Raw genomic sequence first — 22,076 nt, 5'->3', positions numbered from 1 at the left:
TGGGGGGCTCGGGGGCGTCGCCGAGGTCACTCCTTGACGCTTCCGGCGGCGAGGCCGGACTGCCAGTACTTCTGGAGGAACAGGAAGGCGGCGATGAGGGGGATGATCGTGATGAGGGAGCCGGTGATGACCAGGTTGAAGATCACGTCACCGCCGATGGTCTCCGCCTGGGAGTTCCAGGCGCTGAGCCCCAGCGTCAGCGGGTACCAGTCCGGGTCCTTGAGCATGATCAGCGGAAGGAAGTAGTTGTTCCAGGTGGCGACCGTGGTGAACAGCAGCACGGTCACGATGCCGGGCGCGAGCAGCGGCAGCGCGACCTGGAAGAAGGTCCGCACCTCGTTCGCCCCGTCCATCCGGGCCGCTTCCAGCAGCTCGGTCGGGATCGCCTCGGCGGCGAACACCCACATCAGATAGAGGCCGAACGGCGAGACCAGCGACGGGATGATCACGGCCCAGGGGGTGTCGGTGAGCCCCATCTTGCTGAACATCAGGAAGGTCGGCACCGCGAGGGCCGTACCCGGCACGGCCACCGCGCCGATGACGACGGCGAAGATCCCGCGCTTGCCGGGGAAGTCGAACTTCGCCAGCGCGTACCCGCCGAGCACCGCCAGCAGCGTCGCGCCACCGGCGCCGAGCACGACGTACAGCAGGGTGTTGAGCAGCCAGCGGACGAAGATGCCGTCGTGGTAGGTGAAGGTGGTGCGGATGTTGTCCCACAGGGCGAAGTCGTGGGCGAACCACAGTCCGTTGGAGGAGCCCAGACCCGCCTGCGTCTTGGTGGAGTTGATGACCAGCCAGATCAGCGGCGCCACGGTGTAGAGGACCATCAGGGCCATCAGCCCCGTGAGCAGCAGGCTGCGCTTCGGCTTGCCCGGGGTGTGCTTCTTGCGCGGAGTGCGCAGCGGGGACGCGCTCTTGGCGGGGGGAGCGGCGACAGAGGTGCTCATCGGGTCACGCTCCCTTGCGCATGCCGCGCAGCTGGACGGCGTAGGCCACGATCATCGTGAGGACGCCCATGATGATGGCCACCGTCGCGGAGTAGTTGTGCTGCTGGCCGTTGAAGGACAGCGAGTACGTGTAGAAGTTCGGCGTGTAGTCGGTGGTGATGGCGTTGCGCGCCAGTGGGCGCAGGATGCTCGGCTCGTTGAAGAGCTGGAAGCTGCCGATGATCGAGAAGATCGTCGCGATGACGATCGCGCCCCGGATCGCGGGCAGCTTGATCGAGCTGATGATCCGCCACTGACCGGCGCCGTCGATCTCCGCCGCCTCGTACAGCGAGGTCGGGATCACCCGCAGCGCGGAGTAGAAGATCAGCATGTTGTAGCCGACGAACTCCCAGGTCACGATGTTGCCGATGGAGGCGAGCACCCAGTCGGGGGAGAGCAGGTCGGGCAGCGAGGTGCCGAACGCCTCGTTGATGTCGCCCACCAGGCCGTACTTGGTGCCGTACATGAAGCCCCACATCAGGGTGGCGACCACGGCGGGCACGGCGTACGGCAGGAAGATCGTGATCCGGAAGAAGCTCTTGCCGTAGAGCCGGCCGCTGTCCAGCGCCAGCGCCACCAGCAGGGCGATGCCCAGCATGATCGGCACCTGGATCGCCAGGAAGAGCGCCACCCGGCCGACGGCCTGCCAGAACTGGTCGTCCTTGAGGGCCTGGGAGTAGTTGTCCAGGCCGACGAAGTGGTTGCCGCCGATGAGCTGGTTGCGGTAGAGGCTCAGATAGATCGAGTACGCGATGGGCGCGAGGAAGACCAGTGCGAAAACCGCCACGAACGGGCCGATGAAGCCCCATCCCGTCCACGAGCGCCGGTCCCGTTTCGCCGGAGGCGGTGCCGGGCGCGGCTCGGCGGCTGCCGGCGGTTGCAACGTTGTCATGATCGTTCCTCGCTCGTTCACTCATGGAACCCCCGCCGCGCACCGGTTTCCCGGACACAGGGCGGCCGAGATGTTTGCGTAAACATCGATCAGCAGAAAAAGTGACGTGAGCTGTTATGTTTACGTAAACATCCGATGGCGGCATGTCTACACTCCTCCGATGACACCGGTCAAGGGTCTCCCTGGAGGATCGTGATCAAAGCGATGCCAGGAGAGGCAGGGGGTAGGGGGAAGCAGATGGACGCGACACACAACTCGCCGCCGCAGGCGCCGCGCCGAGGTCGCCGTGTGAGCCGATCCTCGGTCTCGATGGCCGACGTGGCCCGGCTGGCCGGCGTGTCGTCCCAGACCGTCTCCCGCGTGTCGAACGGCTACGCGGGCGTCAACGAGGAGACCCGCCGCCAGGTCCTCGACGCCATGCGGGAGCTGGGCTACCGCCCCAACAGCGCCGCCCGCGCCCTCAAACGCGGCGAGTTCCGCACCCTCGGCGTCATCACGTTCTCCCTCGCCACGACCGGCAACGTCCGCACCCTGGAGGCGATCGCCACCGCGGCGGCCGCCGAGGGCTACGCCGTGACCCTGCTGCCCCTCTCCGTCCCCACCCAGGACGAGGTGCGCGGCGCCTTCTCCCGGCTGCAGGAACTCGCCGTCGACGCGGTGATCGTCATCATGGAGGTGCACCTCCTGGACGCGGCCACCATCAACATGCCGCCCCGCGTCCAGGTGGTCGTCGCCGACTCCGACGCGGGGGACCGGTACACGGTCGTCGACACCGACCAGGCCGGCGGGTCCCGCACCGCCGTCGAGCACCTCCTCGGGCTCGGCCACCACACCGTCTGGCACCTCGCCGGCCCGGAGGACTCCTACGCCGCCCAGCGCCGCAGCGACGCCTGGCAGGCGACGCTCACCGAGGCGGGCCGTCCGGTGCCGCCGCTGGTGCGCGGCGACTGGTCCGCGGAGTCCGGCTACCGGGCGGGCCTGGAGCTGGCCGCGCAGGAGGACTGCACGGCGGTCTTCACGGCCAACGACCAGATGGCCCTGGGCCTGCTGCGCGCCCTGCACGAAGGCGGCCGGCGCGTTCCGCAGGACGTCAGCGTCATAGGCTTCGACGACATCGCCGAGGCGTCGTCGTTCCTGCCGCCCCTGACCACGGTCCACCAGGACTTCGCCGAGGTCGGCCGGCTCTGCGTCCAGGCGGTCCTGCGCAAGCTGCGCCACGACGGCACGACGCACGGCACGACGCTGGTGCCGACGCGTCTGATCATCCGGGAGAGCACGGCGCCGCCGAGCGCGCAGTGACCGTGGAGAGGCGGCCGTAGCCGCATGATTCAGGCCCGCCAGCCGCATGGTTCAGGCCCGCCAGCCGCATGGTTCAGGCCCGCCGGCCGCATGGTTCAGGCCCGGTGTTCGGTTACGGCTGTTCGTCCGGGCCGGGCCGGACCAGGCCCGTCCGGTAGGCGATGACGACGAGCTGGGCCCGGTCGCGTGCCTCGAGCTTCGTCATGGCGCGCTGCACGTGGGCGCGGACGGTGAACGGGCTGAGGAACAGCCGCTCGGCGATCTCCTGGTTGGACAGGCCCGTCGCGACGAGGGCCACCATCTCGCGTTCGCGCGGCGTGAGCCGGTCGAGCCGTTCGGGATGCTGCGGCGGGACGGTGTCCGCAGTGGCGAGGAAGCGGGCGACCAGGGAGCGCGTCGCGGCGGGGGACAGGAGCGTGTCGCCGTCGGCGATCGTCCGCACGGCGTTGAGCAGGTCGTCGGCCCCGATGCCCTTGCCGATGAACCCGCCGGCTCCCGCGCGCAGTGCCTGGGCGACGTATTCGTCGGTCTCGTAGGTGGTGAGGACGAGGATGCGGCTCGCGCGCAGTTCCGGGTCCGCGCAGATCTCCGTCGTGGCGGCCAGCCCGTCCACCTCCGGCATGCGGATGTCCATGATCACGACGTCCGGGCGCAGCTCCCGGGTGAGCCGCACCGCCTCTCTGCCGTCGCCGGCCTCGCCGACCACGGTGATGTCGTCGGCGGAGTCGAGCAGCAGACGGAAGGCCTGGCGCAGCAGCGCCTGGTCGTCGGCGAGCAGCACGCGAAGCGTCACGACGCCTCCCCTTCGTGCCGGTCGCCGGTGTGTCCGTCGGGTGCCGGCTCCCCTTCGGACAGGGCCGTTCCGGACAGAGTCGTTCCTGCGAGGGCCGTGTCCTTGGCGGGCGGCAGGGGCAGCCGGGCGGAGACGAGGAAGCCGCCCTCGGGGCGCCTGCCCGCGGACAGGTGCCCGCCGACCGCGGTGGCCCGTTCGCGCATCCCGATCAGGCCGTAGCCGGGCGGACGGTCGGGAAGCGTGGACGCACGCGGTCCGGCGGACGGCCTCTGCGTCGGTGTCGGTGTCGGTGTCCGTGTCGGTGTCGGTGTCGGTGTCGGAGGAGTGTCTCGTCCGTCGTCGGCGACGGTGACGGTCAAGCAGTCGCGTTCCCAGGTGAGTCGCACCCGGGCGTCGGAGGTACCGGCGTGCTTGGTCACGTTGGTCAGGGCCTCCTGGATGATGCGGTAGGCGGTGAGGTCCACCCCCGGCGGCAGCGGCCGGACGGTGCCCTGCTGATGCGCCGTCACCTGGAGCCCCGCGCGGCCGAAGGACTCCAGGAGCGCGGGCAGGCGGGCCAGCCCGGGCGCCGGTTCCGCGGGCGCCGCCGCGTCCCCGGTCTGGCGCAACAGCCCTACGGTGGCGCGCAGTTCGTCGAGCGCGTGGGCGGTGGTCTCCACAAGCTCCTTCAGACTCTTGCGGGTCTGCTCCGGTCGGGTGTCGAAGAGGTGGGCGGCGACCGTGGCCTGCGCGTTGGCCAGGGTGATCTGATGGGCCACGAGGTCGTGCAACTCCCGGGCGATGCGCACCCGTTCCTCGGCCACTCTCCGGCGCGCCTCACCCTCCCGGCTCTCCTCGGCGCGCCTGGCCCGCTCCTCCATGGCCGCCAGATAGGCCCGCCGGTTGTGGGCCGAGTGGCCGAGGACACCGGCCACCAGGGGGAACGCCGCCACCACCCCGATCCTGCTCGCGTCCTTCCAGGACAGGGCTCCGAGCAAGGGTGCGGAGGCGACCAGCAGGGCCACGGAGGTGAGCGACACCGCGCTCACCGCGTGCCGTTCGGTGCGCGCGGTGAGCGAGTGGGCAGTGATCACGGCGGGAGCCACGATGAGCGGGCTCAGCAGGAGGTCCAGGGACGGTGCCAGCACGCCGGCGGCGGTGGCGACCGCCATGGCGGCCAGGGGTGCCCGGTGCCGCAGCGGCAGCACGGCACAGGACACCACGGCGATGACGTAGGCGGCGACGGACGGCGCCCCCAGGGTGCGGCCGTCGTCCTGGAGGACGCCGCCGAGCAGACAGAGCGCGAACGCCGTCCCCGTGACCGCCGCCTCCCGCCACCACCTGCCAGGTGGCCGCACCTTCTCAACACCCCTGTCCGTCATGGCCCGTTCAGTCCCGGCCGACCGGGAGTCGCCGTACCGCGGGGTCCGATTCGGTTGCGCGGTCCGGGACTTGGCGGCTCAGGGCCTCCCCCTCGATGTCCACATTGGGCAGTACACGGTCGAGGATACGGGGCAGCCACCAGGCCCGGTGGCCGAGCAGCGCCAGGACCGCGGGCGCGATCGCCATCCGCACCACGAAGGCGTCGAAGGCGACGGCGGCGGCCAGTCCGACGCCCATCGTCTGGATCGTCGGACTGTTCATCCCGATGAATCCGGCGAACACGCTGATCATGATGATCGCGGCGGCGGCCACCACCCGGCCGCTGTGCCGGAAGCCGGTGACCACCGCGTCACCGGGCGCGGCGCCATGGACGTACGCCTCCCGCATACGGGTCAGCAGGAAGACCTCGTAGTCCATGGCGAGACCGAAGACGATGCCGATGATCAGAATCGGCATCAGCGACATGACCGGCCCGGTCTGTTCGATGCCGATCAGGTCCGCCGCCCATCCCCATTGGAAGACAGCGACGAGGACGCCGAAGGCGGCACCCACCGACAGCAGGAACCCGAGCGCGGCCTTGACCGGGACCAGGACCGAGCGGAAGACCACCGTCAACAGAAGCACGGCCAGGCCGATGACGACGGTCAGGTAGGGGAGCAGGGCGTCGGACATGGCCTGGGAGATGTCGATGTTCATCGCGGTGGTGCCCGTCACGAAGACGTCGGCACCCGTGCCGGCCTCGACATCGGAGACCGCGCCGCGGATCGTGTGCACGAGGTCCTTGGTCGCACCGCTGTTGGGCGCGGTCTCCGGGACGGCGGTGAGGACGGCCGTGTCCTCGCCCCGGCTGAGCACCGGATCGCCGACCGAGGCGACCCCGTCGACGTCCCGTACGGCCTTGACGACCAGGTCCGCGGTGGCCCGCACGTCCCCGGAGCCGGACGTGTCGACGACCACCGTCAACGGGCCGTTGAAACCGGGGCCGAAGCCTTCCGACAGCAGGTCGTAGGCGCGGCGCTGCGTGGTCTCCACCGATTTCGACTCGTCGCCCGGCAGCCCGAGTTCGAGGCCCAGGGCGGGCAGCGCCACGGTCCCGAGGCCGAGCCCGGCGATCATCAGGACGGGCACCGGACGGCGCAGCACGAACCGCGCCCAGCGGGCGCCGGCTCCGGGCCGGCCGGTGTCGGGCACCGGACGCGGGGGCAGGTCGCCCGCCCGGAGCGCCTTGCGGACGGCGCGGGGCAGCATCCGCCGGCCGAAGAACCCGAACAGCGCGGGGACCAGGGTGAGGGCGACGAGGACGGCGAGGGCCACGGCGCCCGCGCCGCCCAGGCCCATCTTGGTGAGTTCGGGGATGCCGACGACTCCCAGGCCGACCAGGGCGATGAAGACGGTCGCGCCGGCGAAGACGACGGCGGACCCGGCCGTGCCCACGGCCCGCCCCGCGGCCTCCTCGGGCGTCCGGCCCAGGGCGCACTCGTGGCGGAAGCGGGAGGTGATGAACAGCGCGTAGTCGATGCCGACCGCCAGTCCCAGCATCAGGGCGAGGATGGCGACGGTGGAGGTCAGTCCCAGCGGCACGGCCAGCGCCGAGACCAGGCCGAAGGCGATGGCCACGCCCACAAAGGCGGTCAGCAGTGACAGTCCGGCCGCGATCAGCGACCCGAGGGCGAGCACCAGCACCACCGCCGCGACCGCCACGCCGACGAGCTCGGTGGTACCGCCCGGCTCTTCCTCCGCGTCCAGGGCGGAGCCACCGATCTCCACGGTCAGCCCCGTCTCCCGGGCCGCACGCGCCGCGTTGGCGAGGTCGTCCTTCGACGCCTCGGTCAGGTCCACGGCGTCCGCGGTATAGGTGATCGTGGAGTAGGCGATGGTGCCGTCCTCGCTGATGGCGCCGCTCTCGTAGGGGTCGGTGGCGGACGCGACCTGAGCGCCCCGGTCCAGTGAGCCGAGCGCGTCCTCGACCGCCGCCCTGTTGTCCCTGGCCGTCACCCGCTCGCCGTCCGGCGCCCGGAACACCAGACGGGCCTCCGCCCCCTGGGAGTTGCTCTGCGGGAACCGCTCGTCCAGCAGGTCGAACGCCTTCTGCGACTCGGTGCCGGGCATGGAGAGGTCCTCCTCCTCCCCGGCCGGCGCCAGCGCGGCGGCGGCGACGGCCAGCACCAGGGCACCCAGCCACACACCGCCCACGAGCCGACGCCGCCGGAAGGCCCACCGTCCGATCCGGTACAGCAACACAGCCACTTCTGATCACTCCAGACACCGCTAGGCAAGGGGAAACGCGCGGATCTCACGCGCCTTCCAGCCTTCCGTCCGGTGCCTCGCCGGACATCGTTCCCCGCTGCCGTCCGCCTCTGGTGCATCCGGACCAGCGTTCTGCGTCGCCTGGTGCCGACGCACTACAGGGGGAACACCCCCGTCGCCCCCTGCGGCTGACCCCACCCGCGATGCGGTGGCCGGCCCGAGTGACCCGGCTCCGGCGCCTGCCTAGCGTTGTGGTGCATGGCATCCCCCCACACCACCTCGACACTGGGCAGACGCGCGGTCGTGGCGGCTCTGTCGGCGGCGCTGGTCTTACCGGCGGCACCCGCCGCCGCACGCCGACTCCCCCCTGGACACGACGCCGTGTGCGCACCCCACAGCCAACTGCGCCAGGCGCTGCGCACGCTCACCGAACGCGACCGGATCACCGGCGCCGCGGTCCTCGTGACCGACCCCACCGCGGGCACGGCCTGCGGGAGTTGGACCGAGACCGCGGGGACGGCGGACCTGCGCACGGGCCGCGCCATGAACGCCACCGACCGCTTACGCGTCGGCAGCGTCACCAAGACGTTCACCGCGACCGTCGTGCTCCAGCTCGCCGCCGAGCACCGGATCGCGCTCGACGCTCCCGTCGACCACTACCTGCCCGGCCTGATCCGGCGCGGCGGCTACGACGGCCGCCGCATCACCGTACGCCAACTGCTGCGCCACACCAGCGGGTTGCCCGACTACCTCGACGCCCCCGAGTGGGAACACCCCGAACGCCTCCGCCACCGGCACTTCGAACCGCGCGAACTCGTCGCCCGCGCCCTCGACCTGCCGCGGCCGACGCACCCCTGGCACTACGCAACGACCAACTACCTTCTCGCGGGCCTGATCATCGGCAAGGTCACCGGCCGCTCCCCGGAGGAGGAGATCACCCGCCGGGTGATCCGGCCCCTCGGGCTGCGCGACACCTACTGGCCCGGCGACGACACCCGCATCCAAGGACCGCACTCCCGTAGCTACTTCACGACCGAGGACGGCCGCCTCAGCGACGGCACGGTCTGGAACACGACCTTCGGGGGCGTCGGCGGTGCCCTGGTCTCCACCCCCGCCGACCTGACCCGGTTCAGCACCGCGCTGCTCGGCGGCCGGCTGCTGCCCGCGGACCAACTCGCCGACATGCGGCGGACGGTGGCCGCCGACCCGGACCGGCTGTGGCCCGGCGCCCGCTACGGCCTCGGCCTGATCGCCTCCCCGCTGCGCTGCGGCGGCCTGTGGTGGGGCCATGCGGGGACCGTGCCGGGAGGCCACCGGGCGCTGACCGCCGTCGGCCCCGGCGGACGGAGCGTGGCCGTCGCGCTCAACAAGGTGCCCGACACCCTGCAAGCCGAACAGGACTTCCTCGCCACGGTGCAGACCGCCTTCTGCGAAGAGCCGCCTGCCGAAGCCACAGCACGCACGGAAAGGACCCCTCAGTGATCCGCTCAGTCCGCTCGCCGCAGGGCGTTTCGCGTACCACGAGAAAGGCCGCCCTCGGCCTGGCCGCCACCGCTCTCGCCGTCACCGCGCTGCCCGCCGGCGCCCTCCCGGCCCAGGCGGCCACCGACGACCCCCTCGCCCGCTACCACCACCAACGCCTCGACTGGAAGAGCTGTGTGCGCGGCCAGGACGACACCACCGGCAAGGAGTTGGAGCAGGCGGGCGCCCGATGCGCCGACGTGACCGTGCCGTTGGACTACGGCGATCCCGACGGCCGGACGATCACCGTCGCGATCTCCCGGATCCGCGCCACCGACACCGCCCACCGCGTGGGCCCGCTGCTCCTCAACGGCGGCGGCCCCGGCGGCCAGACCCTCGGCGACCCGCCGTGGGTGCGCCAGGCGATGAAGGACGTCGGCGCACGCTACGACGTGGTCGGTGTGGACCCCCGCTTCGTCGGCCGCAGCACCGCGCTGGACTGCCACTGGCCGACCGGCTCCGCCTTCCGGAGCGCCGGCCCCGACCGCGCCGGCTTCGACCGCATGACGGCCTTCTCCGCGGACCTCGCCCGGCGCTGCCGGCAGCATGCGGGGGACGTGCTGCCGTACGCCACCACCCGCAACACCGCCCGCGACATGGACGTCATCCGTGCCGCGCTCGGTGAGCGGCGGATCTCCTACCTGGGCTACTCCTACGGCAGTTACCTGGGCGAGGTGTACACGACGATGTTCCCCGCCCGCGTCGACCGGGTGGTCCTGGACGGTGTCATCGACCCGGACCGGTACGGCCCCCGGCTGCTGCGGGGCACGGAGCGGGCCAACCGGCACGCCCTGGAGGGCTGGGCCTCATGGGCCGCCGCCCGGGACGCGACGTACGGCCTGGGCCGGAGCCGTGGGGCGGTGCTGGCGGCCGTGGACCGCGTCCAGGCGGCCGCGGCCCGCACCCCCCTGCGGGTCGGGGAACACCGGGTGGACGAGCACGTCGTCCCCCTCATCGTCTTCAACGGCCTCTCGCAGGACAACGACTCCGCCTACGCGGACTTCGCCCAGGCGATGCGCGACCTGCTGCGCGCGGCGGACGGCCACCGGGTCACCGCGTCCCCGTGGCTGGCCGAAGCCCTCGCGTTCCTGCTCACCGGGGCCGACTCCGCCTACGGCAGCGTCCAGACGGCGATCCTGTGCGGGGACATCGCCGCACCACGGGACCCGGAGGTCTACTGGCGCGACATCCAGAAGTCACGCGCGCGGGACCCCCTGCTCGCCCCCGTCACCGACAACCTCAACCCCTGCGCCTTCTGGGACCCGCCCCGCGAGCGCCCGACCACCCTCAGGGACGACCTCCCCGCCCTCCTCGTCAACGCCACCGGCGACCCCCGTACCACCTACGAGGGCGCCACCGCGGTACGCCGTGCCTGGCCCTCCTCCCGCCTGGTCACCCTGCGAGGCGCCGACCAGCACGCGGTCTACGGCGTCTACGGCACCCCGTGCGTCGACGACGCGGTCAACGCCTACCTCGCCACCGGCCGCCTTCCGGCCGCGGACCTCACCTGCGCCGCGCGGGTCCGGTGACGGATCACTCACCTCGGGTCGGAGCCAACGGCTGGACTCACGCCAGTGCCGGGGCCGATCGTGGGAGACGTGAACGATCACCGCCCGGCATCCGACAGCCCGCCGACTGCCGATGACGCGTCTTTCGAGGCGGAAGCCGCCGAGGTCCGCCGCTTCTGGGAGGGTCTCGGTCTTCCGGGGCTGGTCGACGTCCACACGCACTTCATGCCCGAGCGCGTCCTGGACAAGGTCTGGGAGTACTTCGACACCCAGGGGACCTTGACCGGCGGGCTGGAGTGGCCGATCACCTACCGGCGGCAGGAGGCGGAACGGGCGGATGTGCTGCGCCGGTTCGGCGTGCGGGCGTTCACCTCGATGCTGTATCCGCACAAGCCCGGTATGGCCCGGTGGCTGAACGGCTGGGCGGCCGACTTCGCCCACCGCACCCCGGAGTGCCTGCACACCGCCACGCTGTACCCCGAGCCGGACGTCGAGGCGTACGTCCGCGAGGCGGTCGAAGCGGGTGCGCGCGTGTTCAAGGCGCATGTGCAGGTGGGGGCGTACGACCCCACCGACGAGGCGCTCCGGCCGGCGTGGGGCGTGCTGGCCGAGGCCCGGATCCCCGTGGTGATCCACTGCGGCTCCGGGCCCGCGCCCGGCAAGCACACCGGCCCCGAGCCGATCGCACGGGTGCTGGCGCGCCACCCGCGGCTGCGGTTGATCGTCGCGCACATGGGCATGCCCGAGTACGAGGACTTCCTGAGCCTCGCCGAGCGGTACCCGGACGTACGGCTGGACACCACCATGGCGTTCACCGACTTCACCGAGGGCTTCCTGCCGTTCCCCCGCCGCGCCCTGCCCCGGTTCGCCGGGCTCGGCGACCGCATCCTGCTGGGCTCCGACTTCCCCAACATCCCCTACCCGTACGTGCACCAGCTGCACGCCCTGGAGCGGCTGGGCCTCGGACCGGAGTGGCTGCGAGCCGTGTGCCACGACAACGCGGCGGCGTTGTTCGGCGTGTGAGCCAGGACCCTTCCGCGGCTGCGGCCTCAGCGGCCCTTGCGCACCCGGGCCGCCGCGCGGGCCTCCGCGATCTTGCGGGCCTCGGCCGTCTTGCGGGACTCCTTCGCGGGGCGGCCGGTGCGGGAGCCGAGGCCACGGAAGGGGGCGTTGCCGCCGGAGGCCTTCGCCGGGGTCGGCGGGCGTCGCGCGCCGGTGATGGCGGTCAGCTGTGCCTCGCCGGAGCGCACCTGGGTGACGGTCGGGCGGATCCCGGCCTCGGACATCAGCCGGTTCACGTCGCGCCGCTGGTTGGGCGTGACCAGGGTGACCACGGTCCCGGACTCCCCGGCGCGCGCCGTACGGCCGCCGCGGTGCACGTAGTCCTTGGCGTCGGCCGGCGGGTCGACGTTGACGACGAGGTCGAGCGTGTCGATGTGAATGCCCCGGGCGGCGACGTTGGTGGCCACCAGCACGGTGATCTCACCGTCCTTGAACTGGCCCAGGGTGTGCGTGCGCTGCGGCTGTGACTTCCCGCTGTGCAGGGCGCCGGCCCGGATGCCACTGGCCCGCAGATGGCGGGTGAACTGGTCCACGCCGGCCTTGGTGTCGAGGAACATCAGCACCCGGCCGTCGCGCGCGGCGATCTCGGTCGCGGTCGCGTACTTGTCGGCGGCGTGGATGTTCAGCACATGGTGTTCCATCGTGGTGACCGAGCCCGCCGCCGGGTCGACCGACGCGAGCACCGGGTCGTGCAGATAGCCGCTCACCAACAGCTCCACGTTCTTGTCCAGCGTGGCGGAGAACAGCAGCCGCTGACCGTCGGGGCGCACCTGGTCCAGGGTCTGCGTGACCTGCGGGAGGAAACCCAGGTCGCACATCTGGTCCGCCTCGTCCAGCACCGTGATCCGCACCTGGTCGAGGTGGCAGTCCCGGCGCTCCACGAGGTCGGTCAGCCGGCCCGGCGTCGCGATGAGCACGTCGACGCCGGCCTTCAGCGCCGCCTGCTGCCGGTTGATCGACAGTCCGCCGACCACCGTCGCCAGCCGCACCTTCAGCGTCTGCGCGTACGGGGTCAGCGCGTCGCTCACCTGCTGCGCGAGTTCCCGGGTCGGCACCAGCACCAGCGCGAGCGGCCGCTTGGCGTCCGCCCGCAGGCCCGCGGTCCGGACGAGGAGCGCCAGCCCGAAGGCCAGCGTCTTGCCGGACCCGGTCCGCGCCCGGCCGAGGACGTCGCGGCCGGCCAGCGCGTTGGGCAGGGTGGCGGCCTGGATCGGGAACGGCTCGGTCACCCCGAGGGCCGTCATCGCCGCCACCAGCTCCGACGGCAGCCCGAGCGCGTCGAAGGAGACGGCCGGCGGCAGGCCCGGGGACACCGGCTGCGGCGCACCGGCGGGGGAGCGTCCGGTGTTCGACGGCTTCGCGTTCATGGGGGGAACCTTCCTGGTCGGGCGCCCCGGAACGGCCCGGGGGCCCGTACCCCCTGGTACGGGCCCCCGGCGAAGTCGAAGCGTGCGTGCGGACATTTTATCAGCGGCCCCGCTGCTCGCTGCCGGATGATCAGGCGGCGCCCGGACGGGACCCGCCCGGGCGGCTGGGTAAGGTGCCCGTGTCACTGCGGCACCGCACACACCGGGACGGTCGACTGACGTGTCACAACGCCCTCAGGGACTCTTCGTCGGCCTGTGCACGTTCGACGTCGTCCACCTCGTCGACCGACTGCCCGGCCCCGACGAGAAGCTGACGGCCCGTCGGCAGACGGTGGCCGCGGGCGGTCCGGCCGCCAACGCGGCCGCGGCCTTCGCCCACCTCGGCGGCGCGGCCACCCTGCTCACGTCGATCGGTTCCCATCCGCTGGGCCTCGCGGCCGTGGCGGACCTGGAAGCGCTCGGCGTGACGGTGCGGGACCTGTCGGCCGACGCGACCGAGCCGCCCTCCGTGTCCTCGATCCTGGTGACCGCGTCGAGCGGCGACCGGGCGGTGGCGTCCACCAACGCCGCGGGACGCCGTCTCCGGCCGCCCGCCGACCTGACCGCCCTGGTCGCGGGCCACGACGTCGTCGAGTTCGACGGACACCACATGGACCTCGCGGTGGCCGTCGCACGCGCCGCACGGGACGCCGGATGCCGGACCGTCCTGGACGGCGGCAGCTGGAAGGCGGGGACGGAACAGCTGCTGTCCTCCGTCGACGTGGCCGTCTGCGCCGACTCCTTCCGCCCACCCGGCACCACCGGTCCCGAGGAAGCCCTGCGGTTCCTGCGCGACCATCACGTCCGCTGGAGAGCGGTGAGCCGGGGCGGGCAGCCGCTCCTGTGGGAAGGGCCGCACGGCGCCGGCACGGTGGACGTCCCGGCCGTACGGGTGGTGGACACGCTCGGCGCGGGCGACGTACTCCACGGCGCGCTCGCTCACCACCTGTGCTCGCAGGCCGAGTTGACCGAGCCGGGGTTCGCCGGCGCGCTGCGCGCGGCGACGCAGTGGGCGTCACGGGCGTGCACTTCGTTCGGCACGCGGGAGTGGATGAACTAGATACGGCGGGCAGCCGGACCAAGGTGTGCCGGAACGTCCCCCGGTGGGCTCGGAACAGGCGATGGGTGGATCGCATGCCGCGCAGGCCGCCGGGCGCGAAGGGCGGCTTCCAGAAGGGAAACGGAACTCACCGTGTGCGCACGGCCGCGTCCAGCAGTGGGGCCAGTTCCCGGACCGCGGTCGTCAGGGCCCGTACGTCCTGTTCGGCGCGGGCGATGAGGAGCGCTCCCTCCAAGGTGCTGATCATCAGGGTGGCCAGGGCGGTGGTCCGCTCCTCGGGTACGCCCATGTCGGCCAGTGCCCGGGCCACCGGTTCGGTCCAGGCGGCGAACGCCGCCGCTGCCGCTTCGCGTGTGGACGCGGTGGACTCCGCGCAGTCCACCGTGGCGGCGGCCACGGGGCAGCCGCCCGCGAAGCCGGCGCGTTCGTACTCGTCGGTCCACTGGCGCACCATCTCGGCGAACAGCCCGCCGGGTGTCGGCTCGGGAAGCGCGGCCAGGAAACGGGCGACACGGTTGCCCGCATATCTGCCCGCCCAGGCCACCGCCTCGTTGACCAGCTGTTCCTTGCCCCCGGGGAAGTAGTGCTGCAGTGAACCGCGCGGCGCCCCGGCGTGGGCGGCGACCTCGCGCATGCCGGTGGAGGCGACCCCGTCGCGCCGGATGAGCTGGGCCGCGCTGAAGACCATCCGCTCGCGCGGTCCTCGTTCGGACATCCCGGCCTCCCTGAGTCGTCGAGCCGCACGCCGACCGCCATCCTATGACGGTGGTCATAGAACTCGGCTACTATGACCACTGTCATAGTGGAGGGCCCGCCGTCCTGGCGGTTCCTCGCCGACCGTTGGTGGTGGTGCCTTGTGTACGTCGGTTTCGTCGGCCTCGGGGTCATGGGGCAGCCCATGGCGCTCAACCTCGCCCGCGCCGGCACCCCCCTCGTCGTCTGGAACCGCACACCGGACCGCTGCGATCCCGTGCACGCCGCCGGAGCGGAGGTCGCCGCAAGCCCGGACGAGCTCTTCGCCCGGGCACGGACCGTGATCCTCATGCTGGCCGACGAGAACGCCATGGACGAGGTCCTCGGACGCGGCACCGCCGCCTTCGCCACCCGTGTCGCCGACCGCACCCTCGTCCACATGGGCACCACCTCGCCCGAGTACTCGGCCGGCCTGGAGGACGCCGTGCGCGGTGCGGGCGGACGATACGTCGAGGCCCCGGTCTCCGGCTCCCGGGTGCCCGCGGAACAGGGGGAGTTGGTCGGGATGCTGGCCGGGCAGGAGGAGGCGCTGGAGGCCGTGCGCCCGCTGCTCGCGCCCCTGTGCCGGGAGACGTTCGGCTGCGGTCCCGTGCCCGGCGCGCTGCTGATGAAGTTCTCGGTGAACCTCTTCCTGATCACCCTGGTCACCGGCCTCGCCGAGGCGTTCCACTTCGCCGACCGGCACGGCCTCGACCAGCGGCTGTTGCGGGACGTACTGGACGCCGGCCCGATGGCCAGTGCCGTCTCCCGGGTGAAGGCAGCCAAGCTGGTGGCCGGTGACTTCGGTGTGCAGGCGGGCGCCGCGGACGTCCTCAAGAACAACCGGCTCATCGCCCAGGCCGCCCGCAAGTCCGGCCTCGCCTCCCCGCTCCTCGACGTCTGCCACGCCCTCTACGACGAGACGGTGGCGCACGGCCATGGCGGCGAGGACATGGTGGCCGTACTGCACGCACTGCGGGCCCGGACCGACGGCGATCGGTAGCGTCCGCGCCCGGCTCGCCGGGAGAGGCGTGGGTCCTGGCGAGCCATGATGTGATGACGCTGTGAGCCGAGCCGCCGAAGAGACCAACCGCCGCATGCTCAGGGCGCGGGACGCGATGGACGGCGCCTACGCCCAGCCGCTGGACGTCCCGGCCCTGGCCCGCATCGCCCACGTGTCGCCGGCCCACTTCATCCGCACCTTCCGCGCCACGTTCGGCGAGACCCCGCATCGCTACCTGCAACGCCGCCGCGTCGAGCGCGCGATGTTCCTGCTGCGCGAGAGCGACCGCAGGATCACGGACATCTGCTTCGAGGTCGGCTTCGCCAGCCCGGGGACCTTCAGCCGTACGTTCCGGGACATCGTCGGCCGGTCACCGAGGCAGTACCGCAAGCAGGCCGTCGCCGCGGACGTGCCCACGTGTTTCACGAGGGCATGGCTGCGGCCGGGCTCCTGACCGCCCGCACAGAGCAGTTTTGGACAAGTATTCGTGGTTGACGGCTCGTACCGTGATGCACATGTTCACCGCCATCACACACTCCCAGATCTACGTACTCGACCAGGACGAGGCCCTCGCCTTCTACGTCGGCAAGCTCGGCCTCGAGGTCCACACCGACGCCGACCTCGGCTTCATGCGCTGGCTGACCGTCAACGTCCCCGGCCACCCGGAGCGGCAGATCCTGCTGGAGAAGCCCGGCCCGCCGAGCCTCTCCGAGGAGATCGCGGCACAGGTCCGTGACCTGCTCACCAAGGGCGCGGCCGGCGGCAGCCTGATCTTCAGCACCGACGACTGTCGCAAGACGTACCAGAGCCTGCGCGACCAGGGCGTCGAGTTCACCGAGGAGCCCACCGAGCGCCCCTACGGAATCGACTGCGGCCTCAGGGACCCCTTCGGCAACAGCATCCGCTTCACCCAGCCCAAGGCGTGAGTTGAGCGCGTGGGAAGCGGCCGAGGTCCCGCCGTCCCTGGTGGCGTCGTACGCCAGAGCCTTCGGCGAGGAAGGCCGGGTCTGGATCGCCGGACTGCCCGCTCTCGCCGCGGAACTCCTGGAGCGCTGGGAGCTGCGGCGGGACGGCGCGGTGGGAGCCGGAGAAGCCTCGCTGGTGGTGCCGGTGCTGCGCGCGGACGGCTCGCGCGCGGCGCTGAAGCTGCAACTGCCCAGGGCGGAGACCGCCGCCGCGCTCATCGGGCTGAGCACCTGGAACGGCGTGGGGGCGGTACGGCTCCTCGGCCACGATCCCGACACCAGCAGCATGCTGCTGGAGCGGCTGGACGCCACCCGCACACTGACCTCGGTCGAGGACGACGACGTGGCGATGGGCATCCTCGCCGCGTTGCAGGCCCGGCTGGTCAGCGTCCCCGCCCCGCCCGGACTGCGCGGCCTCGGGGACGTCGCCACCGAGATGCTGGAGCGGGTTCCCCGGGCGATCACGGCCCTGGCCGACCCGGCGGAACGGCAGCTCCTGCGCGGCTGGGCGGCGGCGGTGGGCGAGCTGGCCAAAGAGCCCGGGGACCGGATGCTGCACTGGGATCTGCACTACGGCAACGTGCTCGCCGCGCAACGTGAACCGTGGCTGGCCATCGACCCCGAGCCACTCGCCGGCGACCCCGGCTTCGATCTCTGGCCCGCTCTGGACAGCGGATGGGAGGACGTCGTGGCGAAGGGCGACGCCCCACGCGTGGTGCGGCGCCGCTTCGACCTCCTCACCGAGGTCCTCGGTCTGGACCGGGCACGCGCGACCGGCTGGACGCTCGGGCGGCTGCTGCAGAACGCGCTCTGGGACATCGACGACGGCCGGACCGCGCTCGATCCTTCGTCCGTCGTCATGGCGCGGGCACTGCTCAACTCCTGATATCCCACCGCTGCTTGGAAGGCTGCCGCGCGGTGTGCCGATCGCCGGGGGCCGCTGTTCGTGATCGTCGGGAACTCTCCGCCCACGCGGCCCGACTACTGCAACAGAACCCTCCAGCCGTCGGCCCCGCACGCAAGGAGCCCCCATGCCGCTCAACCGGCCGGTCGCCACCGCCCTGGCCGCAGCCCTGTCCCTGCTCACCTCGGCATGCGGTGCCGTGTCGGACGGCGACAAGGCCGGCGCCGACCCGACCCGGGCCGGCACCTCGGCGCCCGGCTACCCGGTCACCCTCGACAACTGCGGCCGCGAGGAGACCTTCATCAAGGCCCCAAGCCGGGTCGTCGTCATGAACGGCGCCTCGGTCGCCGAGGTCTCCACCCTCCTCGCCCTCGGCCTCCAGGACAGGATCGTCGCCAACCAGCAGGGCTACGGCAGTTCCGAGGTCCCCGGCCGCGCCGCCGCCATCAAGGCCCTGCCCACCGGCGACATCGCACTCAACGACGCCTACGACATCCCCCGCGAGGCCATGTTCGGGCTGCGCCCCGATCTCGTCCTGTCCCTCACCTCGTACGGCTTCGACCAGAAGAACGGCTTCGCCACACGGGAGCAGTTGGAACAGATCGGCGCCAACACCTACATCTCCCCGCAGGGTTGCGACGACGAACCCTCCAAGATGACCGTCGCCGACAGCTACCGGCTGCTGCGCGACATGGGCCGGATCTTCAACGTCGGCGACAAGGCGGAGGGGTTGATCGCCGCGTCGAAGAAGAGCATCGCGGCGGTCGCTGAGAAGGTCCGGGCGGAGAAGAAGCCGCGGGTCATGGTGCTCTTCTCCAACATGACCATGGGCAGCAACGATTTCAGCTCGGTCGTCTCCCACGGCATCGTCAACGACATCCTCGCCAAGGCCGGCGCCGCCAACGCCTTCGAGGACGCCTCCACGACCACCTTCGCCGACCTCAGCAAGGAGAAGGCGGCCGCCACCGAGGTCGACGCGGTCGTCGTCATCGCCTACCAGGACCCGAACCCGGCGGCCTACGCCGAGAAACTGCTCAAGGAGTTCCCCCAGTGGCCGGCCGCCAGGACCCACACGTACGTGACGCTGTCCGACTCGATGTACCTCGGCCCCAGCAACGACCTGGCCGTCGAGCGGATAGCCAGGAAGCTGCACCCCGACGCGTTCTGAGCGGGCTCAAGGTCCCGCTGGCGGTCACGGTCCTGACCGTCGCCCTGCCGGTCACGATGGTCGTCGCGATCAGCATCGGTGCGGTCGACGTCCCGCTCGGCGACGTGTGGGGGATCGTCCTGCACCACGTCACCGGTGCGGGAGCGCCGCCCGGCGACCCCGCCCTCGACCAGATCGTCTGGACCTTCCGCACCCCGCGGGTGGTCCTGGCGGCCGTCGTCGGCGCGGGCCTCGCCGTGACCGGCGCGGTCCTGCAGACCGTGGTGTCCAACCCCCTCGCCGACCCGACCGTGCTGGGCTTCTCCTACGGCGCGACGCTCGGCGCGGTCCTCGTCATCACCCTCGGCGGGGGCACCGCGCTCGCCGGGCTCGGCGTGTCGGCGGCGGCCTTCCTCGGCGCGCTGGTCGCGGGAGCACTGGTCTTCGCCCTCGGGCAGCGGCGCGGCAGAGTGGCGCCCACCCGCCTGGTGCTGGCCGGAGTCGCCGTCGGCTATGTCTTCCTCTCCGCGACCAGCTTCGTCCAGCTCCGGGCCACCCCGACCGAACTGCGGTCGGTCATGTTCTGGATGCTGGGCAGCGTGGCCGGCGCCCAGTGGGACCAACTGCCCACCGTCACCGCCGTGGTGGGCGTGACCACGGCACTCCTGGCGCTGTTCGGCCGTCGCCTCAACCTGCTGCTGGCGGGGGACGAGTCGGCCACCGCCCTCGGCGTCGACGTCAACCGGCTCCGCGCCGTCCTGCTGATCCTGAGCGCACTGCTGACCGGCACCGTCATCGCGGTCGCGGGCGGCATCGGCTTCGTCGGGCTCATGATCCCGCACCTGGTGCGGCTGACCATCGGCGCCGACCACCGCCGGCTGCTGCCGCTGACCGCCCTGCTCGGCGCCGTCTACCTGGTCCTCGTCGACCTGCTCTCCCGCACCCTCACCCGCCCCGGCGAACTGCCGCTCGGCATCCTCACCGCGCTGCTCGGGGCCCCCTTCTTCCTGTGGCTGCTGCGCCGCGACAAGGGCCTGGACTGAACCATGAAACTCATCGTCGACCAGCTCCACATCACCCTGGACCGCACGCCGATCCTCCGCGAGGTGAGTCTGGAGGCCCGCGAAGGCGACATCGTCGGACTCGTCGGCCCCAACGGCAGTGGAAAGTCCACCCTGTTGCGCGCCGTCTACCGCTCACTCCGCCCGGCGGGCGGTGTCGTCCGGGTCGGGGACGACGACGTATGGGCCCTGTCCGCCCGCGCCGCCGCCCGTCGCACCGCGGCGGTCCTCCAGGACACCGGCGGCAACACCACCGGCCTGACCGTCGCCGAGATCGTCGCCCTCGGCCGCGCCCCGCACCACGGTCTGCTCGGCCGCGACGGCGCCGAGGACCGGGCCGCGGTCCGGGACGCCATCGACCGCTGCGGCGTACGCCCCTTCGCGCACCGCGCCTACGCGTCCCTGTCCGGCGGCGAACGCCAACGCGTCCTGCTGGCGCGCGCGTTGGCCCAGCGGCCCCGGCTCCTGGTGCTGGACGAACTCACCAACCACCTCGACATCCGTGCCCGGTTCGAACTCCTGGGCCTGATCCGCGCCACCGGCGTCACCGCCCTCGCCGTCCTGCACGACCTCGACCTCGCCACCCGCCTCTGCGACCACCTGGTCGTCCTGCGGGAGGGCACGGTCGCGGCGGCCGGGCCGGTGCTCGACGTGCTCACCCCGGACCTCCTCGCCGACGTCTTCGGCATCCGGGCCGGCACCGAACGGCACGCCGACGGCGTCATCCGCATCACGTACGCCGCGGATCCCCTTGCCTGACGTCCGGAGGCCCGGGCGGACGAAGAGGCCGTCCGGCGGCATGACAGCATCGGGTGCGATGAGAGGGTCGGTGGCGGTCCGGGGCGTCCGCGCGGCGGTGTTCGCCGTGCTGTGCGTGCTGCTCGCCACCGGAGGGCATGCGCTGGCCACGGGTGAGGCGCCGCCGGTGTGGGTCCAGGTCGCGGGGGCCGTTCCCGTCTTCGCGGTCGGCTGTCTGCTCGGCGGCCGGGAGCGCTCCCTGCCCGGCATCGGCACCGTGACGCTCGCCGCCCAGGGCGCCCTGCACGCCGCCTTCCAATCCGTCCGGCCGCAGCACACCGCGATGGCCCTGCACGGCATGCGGATGACCGCCCACTCCCACGCCCTGACGCCGCACGCCACCGCCGTCCACGTCGGAGCGGCGCTCACCCTCACCTGGTGGCTGCGGCGGGGCGAGGCCGCGCTGTGGTCGCTGCTGCGCTGGGCGATCGCGTTCGTGCCGGGGCTCGCCGCATGGTGGCGGACCGGTGGAGCAGCGCCGGACCGGCCGCTGCGGGTGCCGCGGACCCGGGTGGCGCCCCGGTCGCTGAGGAGCGCGCGGCTGCGGTACGCCGTGCGTCGACGCGGGCCGCCGGCCGGGATGTCGTACGTCGTCCGACCCCGACATCCCTTCCGCAGTACGGAGATCCCCTCAGCCATGTCCACCACCCTGCGCCGCGTCGGCGCCGTCACCACCCTCGCCGCCGCCGGCGTCCTCGCCGCCGCGGGCATCGCCTCCGCGCATGTCACCGTCCACCCCGAGAGCTACGCGAAAGGCGCCACGGACGGCGTCCTGACCTTCCGCGTCCCCAACGAGGAGGACACCGCGAGCACCACCGAGGTGCAGGTCTTCCTGCCCACCGACCACCCCGTCCTCGGCGTCCTCGTCTCCCCGCACGACGGCTGGACCCCCAAGGTCACCACCACCAGGCTCAAGAAGCCGGTCAAGACCGACGACGGGACGATCACCGACGCCGTCTCCGAGATCACCTGGACCGGCGGGAAGATCACGGCCGGGCAGTACGAGGACTTCGACGTCGCCTTCGGTCAACTGCCGGACGACACCAGTCAGTTGACCTTCAAGACCCTGCAGACGTACTCCGACGGCAAGACCGTCCGCTGGATCGAGCAAGCCACGCAGGGCGACGAGGAACCGGAGAACCCGGCACCGGTCCTCAAGCTCACCGCCGAAAGGGCCGGCACGACGGCGACCGCGACGAGCAGCACGAGCAGCGACTCGACCGCACGCGGTCTCGGCATCGCCGGGCTGGTCGTGGGCGTGCTCGGACTGGCTGCAGCGGTCTTCGCCGTGAGGCGAGGTGCACAGCGGCAGTGATGTAGGTCACATCGA

Annotated in this window: 20 protein-coding genes; 13 read left to right on the top strand and 7 right to left on the bottom strand. The window is 72.1% G+C overall.

The features are described 5' to 3' along the window. Positions 1 to 26 precede the first annotated feature (26 nt). Together ACFUO4_RS31300 and ACFUO4_RS31295 are read right to left on the bottom strand one after the other, a co-directional pair. Positions 27 to 947, bottom strand: a complete 921-nt coding sequence (locus ACFUO4_RS31300; RefSeq protein ID WP_194079341.1) for a carbohydrate ABC transporter permease — start codon at positions 945 to 947, stop codon at positions 27 to 29. Between the two features lie 4 nt (positions 948 to 951). Then, on the bottom strand, positions 952 to 1,878 hold the full coding sequence (locus tag ACFUO4_RS31295) for a carbohydrate ABC transporter permease (RefSeq protein WP_383491161.1): 927 nt from the start codon (positions 1,876 to 1,878) through the stop codon (positions 952 to 954). Between the two features lie 309 nt (positions 1,879 to 2,187). On the opposite strand from ACFUO4_RS31295, the gene ACFUO4_RS31290 reads away from it, so the two are divergent. Beyond that, positions 2,188 to 3,177, top strand: coding sequence for a LacI family DNA-binding transcriptional regulator (locus tag ACFUO4_RS31290; RefSeq protein WP_383491585.1), 990 nt, complete (start codon positions 2,188 to 2,190; stop codon positions 3,175 to 3,177). 112 nt (positions 3,178 to 3,289) lie between these two features. Here the strand turns inward: ACFUO4_RS31290 and ACFUO4_RS31285 are convergent, their stop codons facing one another. Genes ACFUO4_RS31285 through ACFUO4_RS31275 form a run of 3 tightly spaced genes read right to left on the bottom strand, consistent with a single transcriptional unit; the run spans position 3,290 to position 7,579 of the window. Continuing rightward, on the bottom strand, positions 3,290 to 3,970 hold the full coding sequence (locus ACFUO4_RS31285) for a response regulator (RefSeq protein ID WP_383491159.1): 681 nt from the start codon (positions 3,968 to 3,970) through the stop codon (positions 3,290 to 3,292). Next, on the bottom strand, positions 3,967 to 5,331 hold the full coding sequence (locus ACFUO4_RS31280; RefSeq protein ID WP_383491157.1) for a sensor histidine kinase: 1,365 nt from the start codon (positions 5,329 to 5,331) through the stop codon (positions 3,967 to 3,969). The genes ACFUO4_RS31285 and ACFUO4_RS31280 overlap by 4 nt, the downstream gene beginning before the upstream one ends. A gap of 7 nt (positions 5,332 to 5,338) precedes the next feature. Beyond that, positions 5,339 to 7,579, bottom strand: coding sequence for an MMPL family transporter (locus ACFUO4_RS31275; RefSeq protein WP_383491155.1), 2,241 nt, complete (start codon positions 7,577 to 7,579; stop codon positions 5,339 to 5,341). Between the two features lie 258 nt (positions 7,580 to 7,837). Here ACFUO4_RS31275 and ACFUO4_RS31270 point away from each other — a divergent pair, with 258 nt between their 5' ends. The 3 genes from ACFUO4_RS31270 (at position 7,838) to ACFUO4_RS31260 (ending at position 11,631) form a co-directional block, all read left to right on the top strand. Further along, on the top strand, positions 7,838 to 9,061 hold the full coding sequence (locus tag ACFUO4_RS31270; RefSeq protein ID WP_383491154.1) for a serine hydrolase domain-containing protein: 1,224 nt from the start codon (positions 7,838 to 7,840) through the stop codon (positions 9,059 to 9,061). Further along, positions 9,058 to 10,629: an alpha/beta hydrolase gene (locus ACFUO4_RS31265; RefSeq protein WP_383491152.1), complete on the top strand. Its 1,572-nt coding sequence runs from the start codon at positions 9,058 to 9,060 to the stop codon at positions 10,627 to 10,629. The genes ACFUO4_RS31270 and ACFUO4_RS31265 overlap by 4 nt, the downstream gene beginning before the upstream one ends. A 69-nt stretch (positions 10,630 to 10,698) precedes the next feature. Continuing rightward, entirely contained in the window at positions 10,699 to 11,631 is a 933-nt protein-coding gene (locus ACFUO4_RS31260) for an amidohydrolase family protein (protein WP_383491150.1), read from the top strand. Positions 11,632 to 11,657: 26 nt separating this feature from the next. On the opposite strand, the gene ACFUO4_RS31255 is transcribed toward ACFUO4_RS31260, so the two are convergent. Then, complete coding sequence (locus tag ACFUO4_RS31255) at positions 11,658 to 13,037, bottom strand: DEAD/DEAH box helicase (RefSeq protein ID WP_383491148.1); 1,380 nt, start codon at positions 13,035 to 13,037, stop codon at positions 11,658 to 11,660. Positions 13,038 to 13,257: 220 nt separating this feature from the next. On the opposite strand from ACFUO4_RS31255, the gene ACFUO4_RS31250 reads away from it, so the two are divergent. Further along, the gene (locus tag ACFUO4_RS31250; protein ID WP_383491146.1) at positions 13,258 to 14,136 is read left to right on the top strand and encodes a PfkB family carbohydrate kinase; all 879 of its coding nucleotides are present in this window, start codon (positions 13,258 to 13,260) and stop codon (positions 14,134 to 14,136) included. Positions 14,137 to 14,263: 127 nt separating this feature from the next. On the opposite strand, the gene ACFUO4_RS31245 is transcribed toward ACFUO4_RS31250, so the two are convergent. After that, positions 14,264 to 14,851: a TetR/AcrR family transcriptional regulator gene (locus tag ACFUO4_RS31245; RefSeq protein WP_383491144.1), complete on the bottom strand. Its 588-nt coding sequence runs from the start codon at positions 14,849 to 14,851 to the stop codon at positions 14,264 to 14,266. Between the two features lie 141 nt (positions 14,852 to 14,992). On the opposite strand from ACFUO4_RS31245, the gene ACFUO4_RS31240 reads away from it, so the two are divergent. From ACFUO4_RS31240 to ACFUO4_RS31205, 8 genes are all read left to right on the top strand, one after another. Further along, positions 14,993 to 15,871, top strand: coding sequence for an NAD(P)-dependent oxidoreductase (locus ACFUO4_RS31240; RefSeq protein WP_383491583.1), 879 nt, complete (start codon positions 14,993 to 14,995; stop codon positions 15,869 to 15,871). A gap of 61 nt (positions 15,872 to 15,932) precedes the next feature. Further along, entirely contained in the window at positions 15,933 to 16,325 is a 393-nt protein-coding gene (locus ACFUO4_RS31235) for a helix-turn-helix domain-containing protein (protein ID WP_383491142.1), read from the top strand. Positions 16,326 to 16,386: 61 nt separating this feature from the next. Further along, positions 16,387 to 16,797, top strand: coding sequence for a VOC family protein (locus ACFUO4_RS31230; RefSeq protein ID WP_383491140.1), 411 nt, complete (start codon positions 16,387 to 16,389; stop codon positions 16,795 to 16,797). A 1-nt stretch (position 16,798) separates the two neighbouring features. Next, complete coding sequence (locus ACFUO4_RS31225; protein WP_383491138.1) at positions 16,799 to 17,722, top strand: aminoglycoside phosphotransferase family protein; 924 nt, start codon at positions 16,799 to 16,801, stop codon at positions 17,720 to 17,722. 145 nt (positions 17,723 to 17,867) lie between these two features. Continuing rightward, entirely contained in the window at positions 17,868 to 18,908 is a 1,041-nt protein-coding gene (locus ACFUO4_RS31220) for an ABC transporter substrate-binding protein (protein ID WP_383491136.1), read from the top strand. Between the two features lie 56 nt (positions 18,909 to 18,964). Further along, positions 18,965 to 19,930 (top strand): FecCD family ABC transporter permease, encoded by a 966-nt coding sequence (locus ACFUO4_RS31215; RefSeq protein ID WP_383491134.1) that lies wholly within the window; start codon positions 18,965 to 18,967, stop codon positions 19,928 to 19,930. A gap of 3 nt (positions 19,931 to 19,933) precedes the next feature. Then, on the top strand, positions 19,934 to 20,707 hold the full coding sequence (locus ACFUO4_RS31210) for an ABC transporter ATP-binding protein (protein ID WP_383491132.1): 774 nt from the start codon (positions 19,934 to 19,936) through the stop codon (positions 20,705 to 20,707). Between the two features lie 676 nt (positions 20,708 to 21,383). Further along, a complete protein-coding gene (locus ACFUO4_RS31205) occupies positions 21,384 to 22,061 on the top strand; it encodes a YcnI family protein (RefSeq protein WP_383491581.1) in 678 nt (225 codons plus the stop codon). The last annotated feature ends 15 nt before the right edge of the window (positions 22,062 to 22,076 follow it).

Origin of the sequence: Streptomyces sp. NPDC057280 (assembly GCF_042668605.1) — a bacterium.
In the GTDB taxonomy this organism is placed as follows: domain Bacteria; phylum Actinomycetota; class Actinomycetes; order Streptomycetales; family Streptomycetaceae; genus Streptomyces.
Note: the sequence above shows the minus strand (reverse complement) of the source record. Positions and strands in the feature narration are given on the sequence as shown.

What these genes read in the sequence shown, in the direction of transcription:
- ACFUO4_RS31205 (WP_383491581.1), top strand. Translation starts at nt 21,384, where the DNA reads ATGTCCACCACCCTGCGCCGCGTCGGCGCCGTCACCACCCTCGCCGCC.
- ACFUO4_RS31255 (WP_383491148.1), bottom strand. Translation starts at nt 13,037, where the DNA reads ATGAACGCGAAGCCGTCGAACACCGGACGCTCCCCCGCCGGTGCGCCG.
- ACFUO4_RS31280 (WP_383491157.1), bottom strand. Translation starts at nt 5,331, where the DNA reads ATGACGGACAGGGGTGTTGAGAAGGTGCGGCCACCTGGCAGGTGGTGG.
- ACFUO4_RS31210 (WP_383491132.1), top strand. Translation starts at nt 19,934, where the DNA reads ATGAAACTCATCGTCGACCAGCTCCACATCACCCTGGACCGCACGCCG.
- ACFUO4_RS31245 (WP_383491144.1), bottom strand. Translation starts at nt 14,851, where the DNA reads ATGTCCGAACGAGGACCGCGCGAGCGGATGGTCTTCAGCGCGGCCCAG.
- ACFUO4_RS31295 (WP_383491161.1), bottom strand. Translation starts at nt 1,878, where the DNA reads ATGACAACGTTGCAACCGCCGGCAGCCGCCGAGCCGCGCCCGGCACCG.
- ACFUO4_RS31215 (WP_383491134.1), top strand. Translation starts at nt 18,965, where the DNA reads ATGGTCGTCGCGATCAGCATCGGTGCGGTCGACGTCCCGCTCGGCGAC.
- ACFUO4_RS31290 (WP_383491585.1), top strand. Translation starts at nt 2,188, where the DNA reads ATGGCCGACGTGGCCCGGCTGGCCGGCGTGTCGTCCCAGACCGTCTCC.
- ACFUO4_RS31270 (WP_383491154.1), top strand. Translation starts at nt 7,838, where the DNA reads ATGGCATCCCCCCACACCACCTCGACACTGGGCAGACGCGCGGTCGTG.
- ACFUO4_RS31300 (WP_194079341.1), bottom strand. Translation starts at nt 947, where the DNA reads ATGAGCACCTCTGTCGCCGCTCCCCCCGCCAAGAGCGCGTCCCCGCTG.
- ACFUO4_RS31230 (WP_383491140.1), top strand. Translation starts at nt 16,387, where the DNA reads ATGTTCACCGCCATCACACACTCCCAGATCTACGTACTCGACCAGGAC.
- ACFUO4_RS31220 (WP_383491136.1), top strand. Translation starts at nt 17,868, where the DNA reads ATGCCGCTCAACCGGCCGGTCGCCACCGCCCTGGCCGCAGCCCTGTCC.